Genomic DNA, 20,072 nt, shown 5'->3' with positions numbered 1-20,072 from the left:
TCGTGCCGATCGCGATGGAAGACAAGCTGCGCTTCGCCATCCGCGAGGGCGGCCGTACCGTCGGCGCCGGCGTCGTCGCCGCCATCATCGAGTGATATCGACAATCCCGAGGGGCGCGGGATCGCTTGCGCCCCTTTTTCGTGGAGCTCGTTACAGAGCCCGACTGACGAGCCCTCTGGGAGCCTGAAGTCAATGAACGGCCAGAACATTCGAATTCGCCTCAAGGCGTTCGATCACCGCATCCTGGATGCCTCGACGCGGGAAATCGTGTCGACGGCGAAGCGTACGGGCGCCCAGGTCCGCGGCCCCATTCCGCTGCCGACGCGGATCGAGAAATTCACGGTCAATCGGTCTCCTCACGTGGACAAGAAGTCCCGCGAGCAGTTCGAGATGCGGACGCATAAGCGTCTGCTGGACATAGTCGACCCGACTCCCCAGACGGTGGACGCGCTGATGAAGCTCGACCTCGCCGCAGGTGTCGACGTCGAGATCAAGCTCTGAGAGAAGGCGAAGGGACACGGCCATGCGGTCAGGCGTCATCGCCCAGAAGGTCGGCATGACCCGCATCTTTAACGATGCAGGTGAACATGTTCCGGTCACTGTGCTGAAAGTCGATAACTGTCAGGTGGTTGCTCACCGTACGCTTGAGAAGAACGGCTATACCGCCGTCCAGCTCGGTGTCGGCAAGGCGAAGCCGCAGAACACCACGCGCGCCCTGCGCGGCCATTTCGCCGTCGCGAAGGTCGAGCCGAAGCGCAAGATGGCGGAATTCCGCGTCGAGGAGACCGACCTTATCCCGGTCGGTGCCGAGCTGACCGTCGACCATTTCGTGGTCGGCCAGTTCGTCGACGTGACGGGCACCTCCATCGGCAAGGGTTTTGCCGGCGGTATGAAGCGCCATAATTTCGGTGGTCTGCGCGCCTCTCACGGCGTGTCGGTCTCGCATCGTTCGATCGGTTCCACCGGTGGCCGTCAGGACCCGGGCAAGACCTTCAAGAACAAGAAGATGCCGGGCCATATGGGCCATGAGACGGTGACCACCCAGAACCTCAAGGTCGTGCTGACGGATGTCGAGCGCGGTCTGATCGCGGTCGAGGGTGCGGTTCCCGGCAACAAGGGCGGCTGGATCCTGGTGGCCGACGCGGTGAAGAAGAAGCTTCCGGAAGCCGCGCCGAAGCCGGGCAAGTTCCGCCTTCCGGGCGCGGAGGCGGCCAGCGACGAGCCGGCGGCCGACGTGGCCCCGGCGACCGAGGCTGCGGCCGAGGAGAACGTGTGATGGAACTCGCCGTCAAGACTCTCGAAGGTGCCGAGGCCGGTTCCGTCACCCTGTCGGACGCGATCTTCGGTCTCGAGCCGCGCCAGGACATTCTGCACCGCTGCGTGGTGTGGCAGCTCTCGCGTCGCCAGGCCGGCACGCACCAGACGCTGTCGCGCGCCGACGTCAACCGCACCAAGCGGAAGATGTACAAGCAGAAGGGCACCGGCGGCGCTCGCCACGGTGCGGCTTCCGCTCCGCAGTTCCGCGGCGGCGCGAAGGCGTTCGGTCCGGTCTCCCGCAGCCATGCGAGCGAGCTGCCGAAGAAGGTGCGCGCGCTTGCCCTGAAGCATGCGTTGTCGTCCAAGGCCAAGGACCAGAACATCATCGTCCTCGACGATGCGGTGCTGTCCGAGCCGAAGACCAAGCTGCTCAAGGAGCGTCTGGCGGGTCTCGGCCTGTCGAACGCGCTCATCGTGTCCGGCGCTGAGGTGGATGCCAATTTCGGCCTCGCCTCGCGCAACGTCACCCATCTCGACGTGCTGCCCGTCCAGGGCATCAACGTCTACGACATCCTGCGCCGTCAGACCCTGGTCTTGACGAAGGCGGCTGTCGACGCTCTGGAGGCGCGCTTCAAATGAGTCTCGATCCGCGCCACTACGACGTGATCGTGTCCCCGGTGATCACCGAGAAGGCCACGATGGCGTCCGAGCACAACAAGGTCGTCTTCAAGGTTGCTCTGTCGGCTACCAAGCCGCAGATCAAGGAAGCGGTCGAGAAGCTCTTCGACGTCAAGGTCGAGAGCGTCAACACGCTGGTCCGCAAGGGGAAGACCAAGTTCTTCAAGGGCCGCAAGGGCGTGCAGAACGACGTGAAGAAGGCGGTTGTGACCCTCGCCGAGGGACACTCCATCGACATCACGACGGGTCTGTGAGCCGGAATTAAGGGACCAGAGACATGGCGCTCAAAACCTTCAAGCCGGTAACGCCGAGCCTTCGCCAGCTCGTCATCGTCGATCGCTCGGCCCTGTACAAGGGCAAGCCGGTCAAGACGCTGACCGAGGGCAAGTCGGAGGCGGGCGGCCGCAACAACACCGGTCGCGTGACCGTGCGCTTTCGCGGCGGCGGCCACAAGCAGGCCTACCGTCTGGTCGACTTCAAGCGCAGCAAGCGCGACATGGCGGCGACGGTCGAGCGTATCGAATACGATCCCAACCGGACGGCGTTCATCGCCCTCATCAAGTATGAGGACGGCGAGGTCAGCTACATTCTCGCGCCGCAGCGCCTCGCCATCGGCGATCAGGTGCTCGCCTCGAAGAGCGTGGACGTGAAGCCCGGCAACGCGGCGCCGCTCGGCAATCTGCCGGTTGGCACGATCGTGCACAATATCGAGATGAAAATCGGCAAGGGCGGCCAGATCGCCCGGTCCGCCGGCTCGTATGCGCAGATCGTCGGCCGCGACCAGGGCTACGTGATCATCCGCCTCAACTCGGGTGAGCAGCGTCTGATCCATGGCGAGTGCATGGGTACGGTCGGCGCCGTGTCGAACCCGGACCACATGAACACCAATCTCGGCAAGGCCGGGCGCAAGCGCTGGCTCGGCCGTCGTCCGCACAACCGCGGTGTCACCATGAACCCGGTCGATCACCCCCATGGCGGCGGCGAAGGCCGCACCTCGGGTGGACGTCATCCGGTCACGCCCTGGGGTTTCCCCACCAAGGGCAAGAAGACCCGGAAGAACAAGTCGACCACCAAGTTCATCGTGTCCAGCCGACACGCCCGCAAGAAGTGAGCGAGGGAAACTGAACTATGTCTCGATCGGTCTGGAAAGGCCCGTTCGTCGACGGCTACCTCCTCAAGAAGGCGGATGCTGCGCGTACCTCGGGTCGTCACGACGTCATCAAGATCTGGAGCCGCCGTTCCACCATCCTCCCGCAATTCGTGGGGATCACGTTCGGCGTCTATAACGGCAACAAGCATGTCCCGGTCTCGGTTTCCGAGGACATGGTAGGCCACAAGTTCGGCGAGTTCGCTCCGACCCGTACCTATTACGGGCACGCGGCGGACAAGAAAGCCAAGCGGAAGTAGAGGCAGGGTCATGGGAAAGGCAGCTCGTCCGCGCACGCTCGCGGATACGGAAGCCAAGGCGGTTGCGCGTAACCTTCGCGTCAGCCCCCAGAAGCTCAACCTCGTCGCCGGTCTTATCCGGGGCAAGAAGGTCGCGACCGCTCTGGCCGACCTTCAGTTCTCGCGCAAGCGGATCGCCGGCGACGTGAAGAAGTGCCTGGAGTCGGCCATCGCCAATGCCGAGAACAATCATGAGCTGGACGTCGACGATCTCGTCGTCGCCGAGGCCCATGTCGGCAAGGGTCTGGTCATGAAGCGCTTCGCGGCCCGTGCCCGTGGCCGTGCGAGCCGGATCGAGAAGCCGTTCTCGCATATCACCATCGTGGTGCGTGAAGTCGAGGAGAAGGCCTGATGGGTCAGAAGGTCAACCCGGTCGGGCTGCGGCTCGGCATCAACCGCACCTGGGACTCGCGCTGGTTCGCGAGCAAGGGCGAATACGGCCAGCTGCTTCACGAGGACATCAAGATCCGTGAAGTGCTGCAGAAGATGCTTAAGCAGGCCGCGGTCTCCAAGATCGTGATTGAGCGCCCGCACAGGAAGTGCCGGGTGACGATCCACTCCGCCCGTCCGGGCGTGGTGATCGGCAAGAAGGGCGCGGACATCGACAAGCTGCGCAAGAAGGTCGCCGAGATGACCAACTCGGAAGTCTTCATCAACATCGTCGAGATTCGGAAGCCCGAAATCGACGCGCGCCTTGTCGCCGACTCGATCGCGCAGCAGCTCGAGCGCCGTGTGGCGTTCCGTCGCGCCATGAAGCGCGCGGTGCAGTCGGCGATGCGTCTGGGCGCGGAAGGTATCCGTATCAACTGCGCGGGCCGTCTCGGCGGCGCGGAAATCGCGCGTCTCGAATGGTATCGTGAAGGGCGCGTGCCGCTTCACACCTTGCGCGCGGACGTGGATTACGGTACGGCCACCGCCTTCACGACCTACGGCACCTGTGGTGTCAAGGTCTGGATCTTCAAGGGCGAGATCCTGGAGCACGATCCGATGGCGCAGGACAAGCGCCAGGCGGAAAGTGAATCTTCGGGTGGTCGCTCGTCGCGCCGCGACGCGGCGTGAACAGAGTGATGAAGGAATAAGAGGCGCGACATGCTGCAACCAAAGCGCACGAAGTTCCGCAAGCAGTTCAAAGGCCGTATCCACGGCGTTGCGAAAGGCGGAACTGACCTCAATTTCGGCCAGTTCGGGCTGAAGGCCCTGGAGCCGGAGCGCGTTACCGCGCGTCAGATCGAAGCCGCGCGTCGCGCGCTCACCCGTCACATGAAGCGTGCGGGCCGGGTGTGGATTCGCATCTTCCCGGACGTGCCGGTGTCTTCAAAGCCGACCGAAGTCCGCATGGGCAAGGGCAAGGGCGCACCCGACTTCTGGGCCGCCAAGATCAAGCCCGGCCGCATCATGTTCGAGATCGATGGCGTGAGCCAGGATATCGCCCGTGAAGCGCTTCGGCTGGCGGCGGCGAAGCTGCCGATCAAGACGCGCTTCGTCGAGCGCATCGCTGAGTGACGGAGGAACAGATGACAAAGGCTTCCGACATTCGGACGAAGACCGCGGACGAGCTGCAGGACCAGCTGCTGGGCCTCAAGAAGGAGCAGTTCAACCTGCGCTTCCAGAAGGCGACCGGCCAGCTCGAGAACACGGCGCGGGTGCGTCAGATCCGTCGCGACATCGCGCGGGTCAAGACCATCCAGGCGCAGAAGGTCGCTTCGGCGGCCAAGGCTAAGTGAGGAGAGGGCGATGCCGAAGCGTTTGCTGCAGGGCGTCGTGGTGAGCGACAAGCAGGACAAGACCGTCGTGGTCCGGGTCGAGCGCCGTTTCACCCATCCGCTGCTGAAGAAGACCGTCCGTCGTTCCAAGAAGTACCATGCCCATGATGAGGGCAATGCGTGGAAGGAAGGCGACACCGTCTGGATCGAGGAGCACCGCCCCTTGTCCAAGCTCAAGAACTGGATCGTGGTCCAGGGCGAGAAGCGGGCTGAAGTCTGAGCGCCCGGAAACGGGATTGAGGGGCGCGCGCCGGTGACGGCTGCGCGCGGTTTTTGCGAGAAATAGGTGCGTCATGATCCAGATGCAGACCAATCTCGACGTGGCGGACAATTCCGGTGCGCGTCGCGTCATGTGCATCAAGGTGCTTGGCGGTTCGAAGCGCAAATATGCCCATGTCGGTGACATCATTGTGGTGTCGGTGAAGGAAGCTATTCCGCGCGGCCGCGTGAAAAAGGGCGACGTGATGAAGGCGGTCGTCGTTCGTACCGCCAAGGACATCCGTCGCGTCGACGGTTCCGTGATCCGTTTCGACCGCAATGCGGCCGTGCTGATCAACAACAACAAGGAGCCGGTCGGCACCCGTATCTTCGGGCCGGTTCCGCGCGAGCTTCGCGCGAAGAACCACATGAAGATCATCTCGCTGGCGCCGGAGGTGCTTTGATGGCCGCTAAGATCAAGAAGGGCGACAAGGTCGTCGTTCTCACCGGCCGCGACAAGGGTCGCACCGGCGAGGTGTTCGAGGTGATCCCGAAGGATGGCAAGGCGCGCGTGCGCGGTGTCAACCTTGTGAAGCGGCACCAGCGGCAGAGCGCGAACCAGGAAGGCGGGATCATCTCCAAGGAGGCCCCGCTTGACCTGTCGAACATCGCGCTCGCCGATCCGAAGGATGGCAAGCCGACCCGCGTCGGTTTCCTTGTGCAGGCGGACGGCACCAAGGTGCGCGTCGCCAAGCGCTCGGGGGAGAAGATCGATGGCTGAGACCAGCTACAGCCCGCGGATGAAGTCGCTCTATGAGGACGTCGTTCGCAAGCAGATGATCGAGCAGTTCGGCTACAAGAACGCCATGGAAGTGCCGACGATCGACAAGATCGTCATCAACATGGGCGTTGGCGAGGCGACGGCCGATACGAAGAAGGTGACGACCGCTGCTGCGGACCTCGCGCTGATCGCCGGCCAGCGGCCGGTGGTCACCCGCGCCCGCAACGCGATCTCGAACTTCAAGCTGCGCGAGAACCAGCCGGTCGGCGCGAAGGTCACCCTTCGCAAGACGCGGATGTTCGAGTTCGTCGACCGGCTGGTGAATATCGCCCTGCCGCGCGTTCGCGACTTTCGCGGCCTGAATCCGAAGAGCTTCGACGGCCGTGGCAACTTCGCCCTCGGCATCAAGGAGCACATCGTGTTCCCCGAGATCAACTACGACAAGGTTGATCAGATGTGGGGCATGGACATCATCGTCTGCACGACGGCGAAGACGGACGAAGAGGCGCGCGCGCTTCTGAAGGCCTTCAACTTCCCGTTCCGTCAGTAAGCATCCCCTTCCGGCTGTGGGGCGGGAGCCCCAAACGCGGAGACCTGGAGCAAGATCATATGGCGAAGAAGAGCTCGGTCGAAAAGAACGAACACCGCCGGAAGCTCGTGAAGAGCTACGCCGGCAAGCGTTCGCGTCTTAAGGCCCTGGTGAACGACAAGGAACTGCCGATCGAGGAGCGCTTCGCCGCGGTCCTCAAGCTCGCGCAGCTCCCGCGCAATTCGGCGAAGGTGCGTATCCGCAACCGGTGCGAGATCACCGGCCGGCCGCGCGCCTATTACCGCAAGCTGAAGATGAGCCGTATCGCGCTGCGCGAGCTCGGTTCGCAGGGCCAGATTCCTGGCCTCGTCAAGTCGAGCTGGTGAGGAGGGTCGATCCATGTCCACGACTGATCCGATCGGCGATCTGATTACCCGCATCCGCAACGCGCAGATGCGCCGCAAGGAAAAGATCTCCACGCCGGGCTCGCGTCTGCGCGCCAGCGTGCTGGAGGTTCTGGCGGCCGAAGGGTATATTCGCGGCTACTCGGCGTCCGAGCCGGTCAATGGCCGTAGCGAGTTCGAGATCGAACTCAAGTATTTCGACGGCGAGCCGGTGATCCGCGAGATTTCGCGTGTCTCCAAGCCGGGTCGACGGGTGTATTCGTCCGTCAAGACCCTTCCCCGCGTCGCCAACGGTCTTGGCGTCGCTGTCGTCTCCACGCCGCAGGGCGTGATGGCGGACCACGAAGCCCGCGACAAGAACGTGGGCGGCGAGGTCCTCTTCACGGTCTTCTGATCGGGGAGGAGAGAGAGCACATGTCCAAGATCGGTAAAGCACCCATCACTATCCCGGCCGGCGTCACCGCGTCGATCGAAGGCCAGAAGGTGAAGGTCAAGGGCCCCAAGGGGTCCCTCGAAACCACCGTCGTCGAGGAAATCGCCGTGAAGATGGAGGACGGGGCTATCCTGTTCTCCCTCAACGGCGAGACCAACCGCCACAAGGCGATGTGGGGCCTGTCCCGCACGCTGGTGGCCAATCTGGTCGAGGGCGTCACCAAGGGGTTCGAGAAGAAGCTCGAGATCAGCGGCGTCGGTTATCGCGCGGCGGTTCAGGGCAAGAATCTGAGCCTGGCGCTGGGCTTCAGTCACGACGTCAACTATGCGATTCCGGAAGGGATCCAGATCGTGACGCCGAAGCCGACCGAGATCGTCATCAGCGGCATCGACCGCCAGAAGGTCGGTCAGGTCGCCGCCGAGATCCGCGACTATCGCGGTCCCGAGCCCTACAAGGGCAAGGGCGTGAAGTACGCGGGTGAGTTCATCTTCCGCAAGGAAGGCAAGAAGAAGTAACGGACCCGAACCATGGCACAGTATCAGGACGCTACCGAGCGCCGTAAGGCGCGTGTCCGTCGTGCTCTCCGCACGACGGCGAACGGGCGGCCGCGCCTTTCGGTGCATCGCTCGTCGAAGCACATCTATGCGCAGATCATCGACGATGCGCGCGGCGTGACGCTTGCGTCCGCCTCGACGCTCGAGAAGACCCTGCGGGAAAGCCTGAAGACCGGCGCGGATGTCGCCGCGGCGCAGGCGATCGGCAAGCTCGTGGCGGAACGCGCCGTCGCGGCCGGTGTGAAGGACGTGGTCTTCGACCGCGGCGCCTTCATCTATCACGGCCGCGTCAAGGCGCTCGCCGAGGCCGCCCGCGAGGGCGGTCTCAACTTCTGAGATCACGAGCGGGATCCCCCCGCAGAACGACGAGGATATGATCATGGCTCGTGAACGTGAGCGTGAACGCGAGGATCGCGACAACACGTTCGTGGACAAGCTGGTCCACATCAATCGTGTCGCGAAGGTTGTGAAGGGTGGCCGTCGCTTCGGCTTCGCCGCCCTGGTGGTTGTCGGCGACCAGAAGGGTCGCGTCGGCTTCGGCCACGGCAAGGCGCGCGAAGTGCCGGAAGCGATCCGCAAGGCGACGGAAGCCGCCAAGCGCGCGCTGATCCGCGTGCCGCTGCGCGAGGGCCGTACGCTGCATCATGACGTGCACGGCCATCACGGCGCCGGCAAGGTCATCCTGCGGGCGGCGCCCGCCGGTACCGGCATCATCGCCGGCGGCCCGATGCGCGCCGTCTTCGAGACGCTGGGCATGCAGGACGTGGTGGCGAAGTCGTTTGGCTCGTCCAACCCGTACAACATGGTCCGTGCCACCTTCGAGGCCCTGAAGAACCAGGACAGCCCGCGTCTTGTCGCGGCGCGCCGCAGCCTCAAGGTGTCGCAGCTTCAGTCGCGCCGTCGCGTCGACGACGCCGAAGCGACCGACTGACGCCTGAGAGGTAGGGAAGCTAATCATGGCGAACAGCAGCAAGACGGTCACGGTCGAACAGACCGGCAGCCCGATCCGTCGCCCCGAGGACCAGCGGGCGACGCTGGTCGGTCTCGGCCTCAACAAGCTCGGGCGTCGCTCGACGCTCGAAGACACCCCGGCGGTGCGTGGCATGATCTACAAGGTCCGCCACCTCGTCCGCGTCGTCGAAGCGTGACGGCGCTGTAGGAGACTTGCGATGAGCAGCCTTAACGAGATCAAGGACAATTCCGGCGCCCGCAAGAAGCGCATGCGCGTCGGCCGCGGCATCGGTTCGGGCAAGGGCAAGACCGCGGGCCGCGGCGTGAAGGGTCAGACCTCGCGCACCGGCGTGGCGATCAAGGGCTTCGAGGGCGGCCAGATGCCGATCCATCGGCGCCTGCCCAAGCGCGGCTTCACCAACATCTTCGCACTGGACTGGAACGAGGTTTCGCTCGGCCGGCTCCAGACCGCGATCGATGCCGGCAAGCTGGACGCCACGGCGACCGTGACGCAGGCGACGCTGGTCGAGGCGGGCGTCCTGCGCCGCGCCAAGGACGGCGTGCGCGTGCTCGGCTCCGGCGAACTGACCGCCAAGGTCACGCTGGAAGTCGCTCACGCGACCAAGTCGGCGATCGAAGCGATCGAGAAGGTCGGTGGCACGGTGACGCTGCTCGCGTCCAAGGCCAAGTCCGGCGACAAGGCTGGCGAAACGGCGGTCTGACGCTTAAGTCAGTTCCGACCGAATTTTCAGGGCACAGACGAGGAGCGGAGCCACCATGGCCTCGGCAGCAGAACAGCTCGCGGCAAACCTCAACTTCGGTGCTCTGGCAAAAGCCGACGAACTGAAGAAGCGCATCTGGTTCACCCTGGGTGCGCTTCTCGTTTATCGGCTGGGCACCTATATTCCGATGCCGGGGATCAATCCCGACGCGCTCGCCGACGTGTTCAACACGGCGCAGCAGGGCATCATTGGCCTGTTCAACATGTTCTCGGGCGGCGCGGTTTCGCGCATGGCGATCTTCGCCCTGAACATCATGCCCTACATCTCGGCCTCCATCATCATTCAGCTCCTGACCACCGTCTCGCCGACGCTGGAGGCGCTGAAGAAGGAAGGCGAGTCGGGCCGCAAGCAGATCAACCAGTACACCCGCTACCTCACCGTGGTGCTCGCCGTGTTCCAGTCCTACGGCATCGCCGTGGGCCTCGAAGGCTCGGGCGCCGTGGTTGCCGATCCGGGCTGGTTCTTCCGCATCTCGACCGTCGTGACGCTGACCGGCGGCACCATGTTCCTGATGTGGCTGGGTGAGCAGATCACCTCGCGCGGCATCGGCAACGGCATCTCGCTGATCATCTTCGCCGGCATCGTGGCGGAACTGCCCTCGGCGATCGCCAACACGCTGGAACTCGGCCGCCAGGGCGCGCTTTCCACCGGCATCATCCTCGCGGTGATCCTGATGGCGGTCGCGGTGATCATGTTCATCGTGTTCATGGAGCGGGCGCAGCGCCGGCTGCTGATCCAGTACCCGAAGCGCCAGGTCGGCAACAAGGTGTATGACGGACAGTCCTCGCACCTGCCGCTGAAGCTGAACACCTCGGGCGTGATCCCGCCGATCTTCGCCTCCTCGCTGCTGCTCATCCCGACCACGGTGGCGAGCTTCATGCAGGGGCAGGGGCCGGGTTGGCTGACCACCGTGACGACGCTGATCGGGCACGGCCAGCCGCTGTTCATACTGCTCTATGTGCTGCTCATCGTGTTCTTCTGCTTCTTCTACACCGCGATCGTGTTCAATCCGACCGAGACCGCGGACAATCTGAAGAAGCATGGCGGCTTCGTTCCCGGCATCCGCCCGGGCGAACGCACGGCCGAGTATATCGACTATGTGCTGACTCGCATCACGGTCATCGGTGCGGCTTACCTAGCCATAGTGTGCCTGTTCCCGGAGATTCTGATCTCCTACGCGGCGGTTCCGTTCTACTTCGGTGGCACATCGCTGCTGATCGTGGTGAGCGTGACCATGGATACGGTGGCCCAGGTCCAGGGCCATCTGCTGGCGCACCAATATGAGGGGCTGGTCAAGAAGGCCAAGCTCAGGGGGAAGCGCCGATGAGGCTTATACTGCTCGGACCTCCGGGGGCGGGGAAGGGCACGCAGGCGCAGCGTCTGGTCGCCCGGCACGGCATCGTGCAGCTCTCGACCGGGGATATGCTGCGCGAGGCCGTCCGTAACGAGACGCCGATTGGTCTGAAGGCCAAGGCGGTGATGGACGCCGGCAAGCTGGTGTCTGACGAAATCGTGATCGGCATTATCTCGGATCGCATTGACCAGCCCGATTGCGCGAAAGGGTTCATCCTCGATGGCTTTCCGCGCACCGTGGCGCAGGCCGAGGCGCTGGATCGCATCCTGACGGAGAAGGGCCTGAAGCTCGATGCGGTGATCGAGCTTCAGGTCGACCAGGAGCAACTTGTCCATCGTATCATCCAGCGGGCGCAGGAAACCGCGGCGCGCGGCGAGCCGGTGCGCAAGGACGACGATCCGGAAGTCTTCAAGACCCGGCTCGAAGCCTTCAACCGCGACACCGCCGTGGTCGCTCCCTATTACGCGGAGCGGGGCATGCTGGCGGCGATCGACGGGATGAAACCGATCGACGAAGTGACCAGGGCGATCTCGGACGTTCTCGAAACGGTCTGAGATGTTGATCGGTGCGGCTTGACATCGGGGTGGAATCGCTCTATGTGCCGCGCTTCACTCAAGCGGGTGCCGCCGGTCGACGTCACGTTGATGATGTCGGGCGGCCTCGTGCGTATCTCCCGCAAGGGCCGGCCTCCACCGGACGCGGGGCGTTTTCATCACCGGCCCGTCCGGTTCACATGGAGAGAGCGACGTGGCTCGTATTGCAGGCGTTAACATCCCGACCAACAAGCGCGTGATCATTGCGCTTCAGTACATTCACGGCATCGGCGCGAAGAATGCGGCCGAGATCGTGGAGAAGGTTGGCATTCCGCTCGAGCGTCGGGTGAACCAGCTCACCGACCAGGAAGTCCTGCAGATCCGCGAGACGATCGACCGCGACTATATGGTCGAAGGCGACCTGCGTCGCGAAGTCTCGATGAACATCAAGCGTCTGATGGACCTCGGCTGCTATCGCGGCCTGCGTCATCGTCGTGGTCTGCCGGTGCGCGGTCAGCGTACCCACACCAATGCCCGTACCCGCAAGGGTCCGGCCAAGGCGATCGCCGGCAAGAAGAAGTGAGTCGAGCGGGCTTCATGTGCCCGCTTTTCCGCGCCGGCGCCGCGTGCGTCCGGCGCATTCGTTACGATTAATGTCCCGAGCGCCTGGAATGACGGGCGCGTCCGAAGGATCCGAGGTCTATGGCTAAAGAAGCTGCCCGCATTAAGCGCCGTGAGCGCAAGAACATCGCCTCCGGCGTCGCGCATGTGAACGCGTCGTTCAACAACACCATGATTACGATCACCGACGCGCAGGGCAATACCATCGCCTGGTCGTCTGCCGGCGCCATGGGCTTCAAGGGTTCGCGCAAGTCGACGCCGTATGCGGCGCAGGTCGCGGCCGAGGATTGCGCCCGCAAGGCGTCCGATCACGGCATGCGCACCATCGAGGTTGAAGTCTCGGGCCCGGGGTCGGGCCGCGAGTCGGCGCTTCGTGCCTTCCAGGCGGCGGGTTTCACCGTGACGTCGATCCGCGACGTGACGCCGATCCCGCACAATGGCTGCCGTCCGCGCAAGCGTCGGCGCGTCTGACGCCTAATCATCCAGCGGCGCTTCGGGCGCCGCAGGGGCCGCTGTATCCGGCCTTCCCCCTCCCGCCGGGACCGGGGTGGAAGCTGCCGGGCAGGGAGTCCGGGGCACCGTCGAAACCAAGGGTGACGTCGTGATTCAGAAGAACTGGCAAGAGCTGATCAAGCCCGAGAAGCTTGAGGTCGCCCTCGGCAGCGATCCGAAGCGTCTCGCGACTGTTGTCGCCGAGCCGCTTGAGCGTGGCTTCGGGCAGACGCTCGGCAACGCGCTGCGCCGCATCCTGCTGTCGTCGCTGCAGGGCGCGGCGGTGACGTCCGTACATATCGATGGCGTGCTGCACGAGTTCTCCTCGATCCCGGGCGTGCGCGAGGACGTGACCGATATCGTCCTCAACATCAAGGACATCGCCATCAAGATGGCTGGCGACGGCCCCAAGCGCATGGTCGTGAAGAAGCAGGGCCCGGGCGTCGTCACCGCCGGTGACATCCAGACCGTGGGCGACGTGCAGGTGCTGAACCCCGAGCTGGTGCTGTGCACCCTCGACGACGGCGCCGAGATGCGCATGGAGTTCACCGTCGACACCGGGAAGGGCTATGTCGCGGCCGACCGCAACCGGCCGGAAGACGCGCCGATCGGGCTCATCCCGGTCGACAGCCTCTATTCGCCGGTCAAGAAGGTCTCCTACAAGGTCGAGAACACCCGCGAGGGCCAGATTCTCGACTATGACAAGCTGACGCTGACCATCGAGACCAACGGCTCGGTCGGTCCCGAGGATGCTCTGGCCTATGCCGCGCGCATCCTGCAGGACCAGCTCGAAATCTTCGTCAACTTCGAAGAGCCCAAGCGCGAGACGGAAAGCCCTGTCATGCAGGAGCTGCCCTTCAACCCGGCGCTGCTCAAGAAGGTGGACGAACTGGAGCTTTCGGTCCGTTCCGCGAACTGCCTGAAGAACGACAACATCGTCTATATCGGCGACCTGATCCAGAAGACCGAGGCGGAGATGCTCCGTACCCCGAACTTCGGCCGCAAGTCGCTGAACGAGATCAAGGAAGTTCTCGCCAGCATGGGCCTGCACCTCGGCATGGAAGTGCCGGGCTGGCCGCCGGAGAACATCGAGGATCTCGCCAAGCGGTTCGAAGATCATTATTGAGCATTGAGCGCGGCGTTCGAGCCGTCACCCGTATCTCCCGGCTCGAAAGCCGTCGCATTTAGGAATTTTGCCATGAACCACGGCAAGACGTATCGCAAGTTCAACCGCACGGCCGAGCACCGCAAGGCCATGTTCGCCAACATGGCGCAGGCCCTGATCACCCATGAGCAGATCATGACCACGCTGCCGAAGGCGAAGGATCTTCGCCCGGTGGTCGAGAAGCTGATCACCCTCGGCAAGCGCGGGGGGCTGCATGCCCGCCGCCAGGCGATCGCCGAAGTGCGTGACGTGGCGGTGGTGCGCAAACTCTTCGACGTGATCGGCCCGCGCTACAAGGAGCGCAATGGCGGCTACACCCGCATCATCAAGGCGGGCTTCCGCCATGGCGATTCGGCCGCGATCGCGGTGATCGAACTGGTCGATCGCGACGAATCGGCCAAGGGCGCGGCGGACCTGGCCCGCCATGAAGCCACCAAGGCCGAGGAAGCCGCCGCCGCGTGAGCGCGACGGCCGGTCGACGGCAGGGTGATGGATCGGGGGCGGCTTTGCCGCCCCTTTTCTTTTGCCCGGAGATTTTACGTGCGAAGCCGGGGCACGGTTGCCCTTTCTCCGCCGCAGGGCGGGGATTATATCTGGCGCCATGAAACGCTTTGTCCTCATCGTCGCTTCGCTTCTCGCCGCCGCTCCCGCGCTCGCGCAGGCACCCGCTTCCGGCGGGCCGCGGGTGCCGACATCTCGCGCCGAGATCGGCCTCAGCTTCGCGCCCGTGGTGGCGCGCACCGCGCCGGCCATCGTCAACGTCTATGCGCTGAAGACCGCCCGGCGGGACAACCCGCTGCTGGAGGACCCCTTCTTCCGGCGCTTCTTCGGTGACCGCGGCGGGCCGGACGTGCCCGGCTTCGACATGCCGCGCGAGCGCGTTCAGCGCTCGCTTGGCTCGGGTGTTCTGGTCGACCCCTCCGGCATCGTCGTCACCAACAACCATGTCATCGACGGCGCCGACGAAATCCGCCTGTCGCTCGCCGACAAGCGTGAATTCGATGCCGAGGTGGTGCTGCGTGATCCGCGCACCGACATCGCCATTCTCCGCATAAAGGACGGCAAGGGGGACTTTCCCTCGGCGACGCTGGGCTCGTCCGACGACCTCCAGGTCGGCGACATCGTGCTGGCGATCGGCAACCCGTTCGGCGTCGGCCAGACGGTGACGCAGGGCATCGTCTCGGCGCTCGCCCGCACCCAGCGCGGCATTACCGATTACGGCTTCTTCATCCAGACCGACGCGGCCATCAATCCCGGCAATTCCGGCGGCGCCCTTGTGGATGGGGCGGGCCGGGTGGTCGGCATCAATACCGCCATCTTCTCGCGCTCCGGCGGTTCGCAGGGCATCGGCTTCGCGATCCCCGCCGACATGGTACGGGTCGTGCTGCAATCGGCGCTGTCCGGCAGCACGGTCGTCCGCCGTCCGTGGCTGGGAGCCGATCTGCAGCAGGTGACGCCGGATATTGCCGAAGGGCTGGACGTGGCCCGGCCCACCGGTGCGCTGGTGCAGAACATCTTTCCCGGCAGCGCGGCGGAGAAGGCGGGCCTGCGCGCGGGCGACCTCATCGTCACGGTGGCGGGGCAGGAGGTCGACGATCCCGATGCCTTCGGCTTCCGCTTCGCCACCCGCCCGCTGGGTGGGTCGGTCGATCTGGGCATCATCCGGCAGGGCAAGCCTGTGACGCTGAAGGTCGTGCTGGAGGCCGCGCCGGAGACGGTGCCGCGCGACCAGATCACCATTTCCGGTCGCTCGCCGCTCTCGGGGGCGACCGTGGTCAACCTCTCGCCGGCGGTGATCGAGGAGATGCGCACGCTGGACGCGGTCAAGGGCGTGGTGATCCTGTCGGTCGAGGAAGGTTCGCCCGCCGAGCGCACCAGCTTCCGCGCCGGGGACGTCATTCTCGACATCAATGGTGCACCCGTCGCCACGACGGCCGACCTGCAGCGGATCACCCGCGTGCCGGTGCGGGCGTGGCGGGTTACGTTGCAGCGCGGCGGGCGGGTCATCTCCGCCCTGCTGCCGGGTTGAGGCGGCCTTGTCCGATCTCTTCGCCACCGCCGGACTGGAGGGCACCGCCCCGCGGCCGCTCGCCGACCGGTTGCGTCCGCAGAAGCTCGCCGAGGTGGTCGGCCAGGAACACCTGACCGGGGAGGGTGGCGCCCTCACCCGGATGATCGCCAACCGCGCGCTCGGCTCTCTCATCTTCTGGGGCCCGCCGGGCACCGGCAAGACCACGGTGGCGCGGCTGCTGGCGCGCGAGACGGACCTGCATATCGAGCAGGTCTCCGCCATCTTCACCGGCGTCGCCGATCTCAAGAAGGTGTTCGAGGCGGCGCGGGGGCGCCGCGCGATCGGGCAGGGTACGCTGCTCTTCGTCGACGAGATCCACCGCTTCAACCGCGCCCAGCAGGATGGCTTCCTGCCGGTGATGGAAGACGGCACCATCACGCTGATCGGCGCGACGACGGAGAACCCGTCCTTCGAGCTGAACGCGGCACTGCTGTCGCGCGCCCGCGTGCTGGTGTTCAAGTCGCTCGATGCCGAGGCGATCGAGCGGCTGCTCCGGCGCGCCGAAGAGCTGGAGGGCCATCGCCTGCCGCTGGACCCGGAGGCGCGCGCTGCGTTGGCCGGAATGGCCGATGGCGATGGGCGCTACCTGCTCGGCCTCGCCGAGGAACTGCTGTCGCTGCCGGAGGGGCCGGACCTCGATGTGCCGGGTCTTGCCGCGACCATGCAGAAGCGCGCCCCGATCTACGACAAGGGGCAGGACGAGCACTATAACCTGCTGAGCTGCTTCCATAAGAGCCTGCGCGGCTCCGACGTGAACGGCGCCATGTACTGGGCGGCGCGCATGCTGACGGGTGGCGAGGACCCCGGCACGGTGTTCCGCCGCCTGTGCTGCGCGGCATCGGAGGATGTCGGCATGGCGGACCCGCAGGCGATGCCGCAGGTGGTGGCGGCGTGGACCGCGTTCGAACGGGTCGGCTGGCCGGAAGGGCGGCTGTTTCTCGCCCAGGCAATCGCCTATGTGGCGACGGCGCCAAAATCGAACGCCGCCTATGCCGCCTTCAATGCCGCGCTGGCACTGGCGCAGAAGACCGGCTCGCTGCCGCCGCCCAAGCACATCCTCAACGCGCCGACCAAGCTGATGAAGGAACTCGGCTACCACGCCGGCTATCAGTACGATCATGATTTTCCCGATGCGTTTTCGGGACAGGAGTTCTTTCCCGAAGAACTTGCCGGCGATCCCAGGGCAGAGTTCTATTCGCCGAACGAGCGCGGCTTCGAGCGCGACGTGAAGAAGCGTCTGGACTATTGGGCGCGGCTCCGCGCGGAGCGGCAGGGCCGCAAATAGCGCAACGACGAGACGGGCGAGGCTTGGGCGTGCAGGGAATTCTTCTCATCTTCATCGGCGCCGGCATTGGCGGGGTGTTACGCAATGCGGTCGGTATGACGGCCATGCGCTGGTTCGGCATGGGGTTCCCGTTCGGCACATTGGCGGTCAACGTCATCGGCAGTTTCATCATCGGCCTCGTCGCCGGATGGCTGACCTTCATGGCCAGCGGCGGCTGGACGGTGCACGCTCGCGCTTTCCTCATGACCGGCATTCTCGGCGGGTTCACCACTTTCTCGACCTTCTCGCTCGACACCGCGCTGCTCGTCGAGCGTGGCGAGATGGGGTTGGCGGTGCTCTATGTCGGCGTTTCCGTGCTTCTGGCGCTGGTGGGTGTCTTCGGCGGCCTGGCGCTGATGCGCGCTCTCGCGTGACGCGGGCCCCGGTCTCGGCTATGTGCTGGGGCGAGGAGTAACCGATCCATGGCCGTTGAGACACGCCGCGTCGACGCGGACGAAGAGGGCATGCGGCTCGACCGCTGGTTCAAGACGCATTTTCCCGACCTTTCCTTCGGCCACCTGCAGAAGCTGCTGCGCAGCGGGCAGGTGAGGGTGGAAGGCGGCCGGGTGAAGACCAATACGCGTCTTTCCGCCGGGCAGGCGATCCGCATCCCGCCGCTGGAGGAGAAACCGCAGCTCTCCGCCGCCGAGCATCTGGAGGCCGAGGAGGCCAAGGCCCGTGGCGAGGCACCCCCGCCGCGGGCGCCCCGCACGGCGCCTTCCGGCGACGGCGAGGAGGAGCTTGCCGCCCCGGCCGTGCGACGCGCCAGCGCCGACGACAAGGACGCCCGCGCGCTCAAGGACATGACGCTGTACGAGGACCGCGACGTGCTGGTGCTCAACAAGCCGTTCGGCCTTGCCGTGCAGGGCGGCTCGGGCACCTATCGCCATGTCGACGGCATGCTGGAGGCGCTGCGCGGCTCCGACGGGCAGAAGCCGCGCCTCGTCCACCGCATCGACAAGGACACGTCCGGCATCCTGCTGGTGGCGAAGTCGCGCCTGTCCGCCTCGACGCTGGCCAAGACCTTCCGCTCGCGCTCCGCCCGCAAGGTCTACTGGGCACTGGTGCCTGGCGTGCCGCGGCCCGCACAGGGCCGCATCTCCACCTATCTCGCCAAGGACGAGGCGGCGGAAAAGATGCGCGTCGCCCGCCATGGCGACGACGAGGCCAGCCACGCCATCTCCTACTACGCCGTGGTCGACCACGCGGCGCAGAAGCTCGCCTGGCTGTCGATGAAGCCGGTGACGGGCCGCACCCACCAGCTGCGCGCCCATGCCGCTCATATCGGCCACCCCATCGTCGGCGACCCGAAATATTTCGACATCGAGAACTGGCCGCTGCCGGGCGGGCTGCAGAACCGCCTCCACCTGCTGGCGCGACGCCTCGTTATCCCGCATCCGCGCGGCGACAAGCTGATTGACGTCTCCGCGCCGTTGCCGCCGCACATGCAGCAGAGCTGGAATGTGCTGGGCTTCGACGCCTCGCAATACGACCCGATCGTCGACGCGCCGGAAAGCTGAGCCTAGCATGCCCCTCCCAGCCATGCGGCCAGCGAGGGGCAGCGCTGCCGGCGCCGCGCCAACGGCGGATGGCGCGGGATCGGGCGATAGGCTACGCACGGGGCGATCGGTCCCTGCCGGAACGCCTCCCATGTCGCGCTTTGCCTGTCGTGCCGCCCTCCTGCTGGCGTTGAGCCTGGGCATCAGCGCCCCGGCCTATGCCGCGCAGGACTGCGCCGGGCGGCTCGGCACCTCGCGCGTCATGGAGGTCGATCCGGTCGGCCTCCAGGTCGGTACCAAGCAGTTTCCGCAAACGCTCGATCTCGCTGACCGCGAGGTCGTGCTGACCTTCGACGACGGTCCGCATCCCGGCACCACGCCGGCGGTGCTGAAGGCGCTGGCGCGTGAATGCGTACGCGCCACCTTCTTCCTCATCGGTCGCCATGCCGCCGCCCATCCCGACCTGGTGCGCCGGGAGATAGCCGCAGGCCATACGGTCGGCCATCACAGCATGACCCACCCGATGACGCTGGCCGATATTCCCTATGAGAAGGCTGTGGCCGACATCGAGAAGGGGTTGAAGGCGGACGACGAGGCCGCCTATGGCGCCGGCGGGACGCGCCCGCGCGTGCCGTTCTTCCGCTTTCCCGGTTTCGGTTCCTCGCCGGCATTGCTCGCCTATCTGAAGCGGCGCGGCATCGGCGTGTTCGGTGCGGATCTGTGGGCGTCGGACTGGAATCCGATGACGCCGGAGGCGCAGCTCACCCTGGTGATGGAACGGCTCGACCATGCGGGGCGGGGAATCATCCTCTTCCACGACACGCGGGCGCAGACGGTGAAGATGCTGCCGGACTTTCTCGCCGCGCTGAAGCAGAAGGGCTACCGCGTCGTCCACATCGTCCCGCCGCCGCCACAAACGGCCGTGGCGCCGTGAGCCCGGTGCCGGACCGGCGAAAGCGAGCCCGCAAACGACAATGGTGACCCGAGGGTCGCTGTATGTTCCCGGTACCGGACGATTTGGCGCGGTCGGGACCTGTGTGAAACTGGCAGATTATCAAATTGCCAGCGAAGACTGCCGCCGCCCACCGGCTATTGCACGCCCAGGCGTATTTACTCCGCCTCCGACCTGACCCGAGAAACGAAACGCACGCCGAGGTCGGGCGCTTCGTTTCGCATACGGCGTCAGGGCCGGCGACTTACGCGGCGCGGGCGCGGCGCGACGTCTCCCCCGCGATGC

At 65.4% G+C, this 20,072-nt stretch carries 33 protein-coding genes; all 33 read left to right on the top strand.

Annotated features, from left to right (window positions below; all coding sequences use genetic code 11):
• A partial coding sequence (locus tag KHC23_RS13770; protein ID WP_484771496.1) for an EF-Tu C-terminal domain-related protein occupies nucleotides 1-95 on the top strand: 95 nt, incomplete at its 5' end.
• Between the two features lie 97 nt (nucleotides 96-192).
• Nucleotides 193-501, top strand: a complete 309-nt coding sequence (gene rpsJ / locus KHC23_RS13765; protein WP_013166261.1) for a 30S ribosomal protein S10 — start codon at nucleotides 193-195, stop codon at nucleotides 499-501.
• 22 nt (nucleotides 502-523) lie between these two features.
• The gene (gene rplC, locus KHC23_RS13760) at nucleotides 524-1,276 is read left to right on the top strand and encodes a 50S ribosomal protein L3 (protein ID WP_213373169.1); all 753 of its coding nucleotides are present in this window, start codon (nucleotides 524-526) and stop codon (nucleotides 1,274-1,276) included.
• Nucleotides 1,276-1,896, top strand: a complete 621-nt coding sequence (gene rplD, locus KHC23_RS13755) for a 50S ribosomal protein L4 (RefSeq protein WP_213373168.1) — start codon at nucleotides 1,276-1,278, stop codon at nucleotides 1,894-1,896. Before rplC ends, rplD begins: the two co-directional genes overlap by 1 nt.
• Complete coding sequence (locus KHC23_RS13750; RefSeq protein WP_213373167.1) at nucleotides 1,893-2,189, top strand: 50S ribosomal protein L23; 297 nt, start codon at nucleotides 1,893-1,895, stop codon at nucleotides 2,187-2,189. Before rplD ends, KHC23_RS13750 begins: the two co-directional genes overlap by 4 nt.
• A gap of 23 nt (nucleotides 2,190-2,212) precedes the next feature.
• The gene (gene rplB, locus KHC23_RS13745; RefSeq protein ID WP_213373166.1) at nucleotides 2,213-3,046 is read left to right on the top strand and encodes a 50S ribosomal protein L2; all 834 of its coding nucleotides are present in this window, start codon (nucleotides 2,213-2,215) and stop codon (nucleotides 3,044-3,046) included.
• Nucleotides 3,047-3,063: 17 nt separating this feature from the next.
• Entirely contained in the window at nucleotides 3,064-3,342 is a 279-nt protein-coding gene (rpsS, locus tag KHC23_RS13740) for a 30S ribosomal protein S19 (protein WP_131835104.1), read from the top strand.
• A gap of 10 nt (nucleotides 3,343-3,352) precedes the next feature.
• Nucleotides 3,353-3,733, top strand: a complete 381-nt coding sequence (gene rplV / locus KHC23_RS13735; protein WP_213373165.1) for a 50S ribosomal protein L22 — start codon at nucleotides 3,353-3,355, stop codon at nucleotides 3,731-3,733.
• Nucleotides 3,733-4,440 (top strand): 30S ribosomal protein S3, encoded by a 708-nt coding sequence (gene rpsC, locus KHC23_RS13730; protein ID WP_213373164.1) that lies wholly within the window; start codon nucleotides 3,733-3,735, stop codon nucleotides 4,438-4,440. The genes rplV and rpsC overlap by 1 nt, the downstream gene beginning before the upstream one ends.
• Nucleotides 4,441-4,470: 30 nt before the next feature.
• Entirely contained in the window at nucleotides 4,471-4,884 is a 414-nt protein-coding gene (gene rplP, locus KHC23_RS13725; RefSeq protein WP_091444501.1) for a 50S ribosomal protein L16, read from the top strand.
• Between the two features lie 11 nt (nucleotides 4,885-4,895).
• Nucleotides 4,896-5,105: a 50S ribosomal protein L29 gene (gene rpmC / locus KHC23_RS13720; RefSeq protein ID WP_213373163.1), complete on the top strand. Its 210-nt coding sequence runs from the start codon at nucleotides 4,896-4,898 to the stop codon at nucleotides 5,103-5,105.
• A 10-nt stretch (nucleotides 5,106-5,115) separates the two neighbouring features.
• Nucleotides 5,116-5,364 (top strand): 30S ribosomal protein S17, encoded by a 249-nt coding sequence (gene rpsQ, locus KHC23_RS13715; RefSeq protein WP_183189293.1) that lies wholly within the window; start codon nucleotides 5,116-5,118, stop codon nucleotides 5,362-5,364.
• A gap of 73 nt (nucleotides 5,365-5,437) precedes the next feature.
• Nucleotides 5,438-5,806 carry a 50S ribosomal protein L14 gene (rplN, locus tag KHC23_RS13710; protein WP_018390610.1) on the top strand — a complete coding sequence of 123 codons (369 nt, stop codon included), beginning with the start codon at nucleotides 5,438-5,440 and terminating at the stop codon, nucleotides 5,804-5,806.
• On the top strand, nucleotides 5,806-6,123 hold the full coding sequence (gene rplX / locus KHC23_RS13705; RefSeq protein ID WP_213373162.1) for a 50S ribosomal protein L24: 318 nt from the start codon (nucleotides 5,806-5,808) through the stop codon (nucleotides 6,121-6,123). Before rplN ends, rplX begins: the two co-directional genes overlap by 1 nt.
• Entirely contained in the window at nucleotides 6,116-6,673 is a 558-nt protein-coding gene (gene rplE / locus KHC23_RS13700) for a 50S ribosomal protein L5 (protein WP_271188628.1), read from the top strand. The genes rplX and rplE overlap by 8 nt, the downstream gene beginning before the upstream one ends.
• A 59-nt stretch (nucleotides 6,674-6,732) precedes the next feature.
• Nucleotides 6,733-7,038 carry a 30S ribosomal protein S14 gene (gene rpsN / locus KHC23_RS13695; protein ID WP_213373161.1) on the top strand — a complete coding sequence of 102 codons (306 nt, stop codon included), beginning with the start codon at nucleotides 6,733-6,735 and terminating at the stop codon, nucleotides 7,036-7,038.
• A gap of 13 nt (nucleotides 7,039-7,051) precedes the next feature.
• Nucleotides 7,052-7,450, top strand: coding sequence for a 30S ribosomal protein S8 (gene rpsH / locus KHC23_RS13690; protein ID WP_213373160.1), 399 nt, complete (start codon nucleotides 7,052-7,054; stop codon nucleotides 7,448-7,450).
• A gap of 20 nt (nucleotides 7,451-7,470) precedes the next feature.
• On the top strand, nucleotides 7,471-8,004 hold the full coding sequence (rplF, locus tag KHC23_RS13685; protein WP_213373159.1) for a 50S ribosomal protein L6: 534 nt from the start codon (nucleotides 7,471-7,473) through the stop codon (nucleotides 8,002-8,004).
• Nucleotides 8,005-8,016: 12 nt separating this feature from the next.
• Nucleotides 8,017-8,379 carry a 50S ribosomal protein L18 gene (gene rplR, locus KHC23_RS13680; RefSeq protein ID WP_213373158.1) on the top strand — a complete coding sequence of 121 codons (363 nt, stop codon included), beginning with the start codon at nucleotides 8,017-8,019 and terminating at the stop codon, nucleotides 8,377-8,379.
• 43 nt (nucleotides 8,380-8,422) lie between these two features.
• Nucleotides 8,423-8,974 carry a 30S ribosomal protein S5 gene (gene rpsE, locus KHC23_RS13675; protein ID WP_013166279.1) on the top strand — a complete coding sequence of 184 codons (552 nt, stop codon included), beginning with the start codon at nucleotides 8,423-8,425 and terminating at the stop codon, nucleotides 8,972-8,974.
• Between the two features lie 25 nt (nucleotides 8,975-8,999).
• Nucleotides 9,000-9,191, top strand: a complete 192-nt coding sequence (gene rpmD / locus KHC23_RS13670; protein WP_091444486.1) for a 50S ribosomal protein L30 — start codon at nucleotides 9,000-9,002, stop codon at nucleotides 9,189-9,191.
• Between the two features lie 21 nt (nucleotides 9,192-9,212).
• Nucleotides 9,213-9,716 carry a 50S ribosomal protein L15 gene (gene rplO, locus KHC23_RS13665; RefSeq protein ID WP_213373157.1) on the top strand — a complete coding sequence of 168 codons (504 nt, stop codon included), beginning with the start codon at nucleotides 9,213-9,215 and terminating at the stop codon, nucleotides 9,714-9,716.
• Between the two features lie 55 nt (nucleotides 9,717-9,771).
• Nucleotides 9,772-11,103, top strand: coding sequence for a preprotein translocase subunit SecY (gene secY, locus KHC23_RS13660; protein WP_213373156.1), 1,332 nt, complete (start codon nucleotides 9,772-9,774; stop codon nucleotides 11,101-11,103).
• Nucleotides 11,100-11,684, top strand: a complete 585-nt coding sequence (locus KHC23_RS13655) for an adenylate kinase (RefSeq protein ID WP_213373155.1) — start codon at nucleotides 11,100-11,102, stop codon at nucleotides 11,682-11,684. Before secY ends, KHC23_RS13655 begins: the two co-directional genes overlap by 4 nt.
• 193 nt (nucleotides 11,685-11,877) lie before the next feature.
• Nucleotides 11,878-12,246, top strand: coding sequence for a 30S ribosomal protein S13 (gene rpsM, locus KHC23_RS13650; RefSeq protein ID WP_213373154.1), 369 nt, complete (start codon nucleotides 11,878-11,880; stop codon nucleotides 12,244-12,246).
• Between the two features lie 119 nt (nucleotides 12,247-12,365).
• Nucleotides 12,366-12,755, top strand: coding sequence for a 30S ribosomal protein S11 (gene rpsK, locus KHC23_RS13645; protein ID WP_213373153.1), 390 nt, complete (start codon nucleotides 12,366-12,368; stop codon nucleotides 12,753-12,755).
• Nucleotides 12,756-12,831: 76 nt separating this feature from the next.
• The gene (locus KHC23_RS13640) at nucleotides 12,832-13,902 is read left to right on the top strand and encodes a DNA-directed RNA polymerase subunit alpha (RefSeq protein ID WP_213373152.1); all 1,071 of its coding nucleotides are present in this window, start codon (nucleotides 12,832-12,834) and stop codon (nucleotides 13,900-13,902) included.
• A gap of 72 nt (nucleotides 13,903-13,974) precedes the next feature.
• Entirely contained in the window at nucleotides 13,975-14,403 is a 429-nt protein-coding gene (gene rplQ, locus KHC23_RS13635; protein ID WP_213373151.1) for a 50S ribosomal protein L17, read from the top strand.
• 139 nt (nucleotides 14,404-14,542) lie between these two features.
• Nucleotides 14,543-15,970, top strand: a complete 1,428-nt coding sequence (locus KHC23_RS13630) for a DegQ family serine endoprotease (protein WP_213373150.1) — start codon at nucleotides 14,543-14,545, stop codon at nucleotides 15,968-15,970.
• Between the two features lie 7 nt (nucleotides 15,971-15,977).
• Nucleotides 15,978-17,297 carry a replication-associated recombination protein A gene (locus tag KHC23_RS13625; protein ID WP_213373149.1) on the top strand — a complete coding sequence of 440 codons (1,320 nt, stop codon included), beginning with the start codon at nucleotides 15,978-15,980 and terminating at the stop codon, nucleotides 17,295-17,297.
• Between the two features lie 29 nt (nucleotides 17,298-17,326).
• Complete coding sequence (gene crcB, locus KHC23_RS13620) at nucleotides 17,327-17,710, top strand: fluoride efflux transporter CrcB (protein ID WP_213373148.1); 384 nt, start codon at nucleotides 17,327-17,329, stop codon at nucleotides 17,708-17,710.
• Between the two features lie 48 nt (nucleotides 17,711-17,758).
• The gene (locus tag KHC23_RS13615; protein WP_213373147.1) at nucleotides 17,759-18,856 is read left to right on the top strand and encodes an RluA family pseudouridine synthase; all 1,098 of its coding nucleotides are present in this window, start codon (nucleotides 17,759-17,761) and stop codon (nucleotides 18,854-18,856) included.
• Nucleotides 18,857-18,986: 130 nt separating this feature from the next.
• Nucleotides 18,987-19,769 (top strand): polysaccharide deacetylase family protein, encoded by a 783-nt coding sequence (locus KHC23_RS13610; protein ID WP_213373146.1) that lies wholly within the window; start codon nucleotides 18,987-18,989, stop codon nucleotides 19,767-19,769.
• Nucleotides 19,770-20,072 lie beyond the last annotated feature (303 nt).

This window comes from Ancylobacter dichloromethanicus, assembly GCF_018390645.1.
Lineage (GTDB): Bacteria > Pseudomonadota > Alphaproteobacteria > Rhizobiales > Xanthobacteraceae > Ancylobacter > Ancylobacter dichloromethanicus.
The sequence above is the reverse complement of the archived record's forward strand: the minus strand, read 5'-3'. Positions and strand labels throughout refer to the sequence as shown.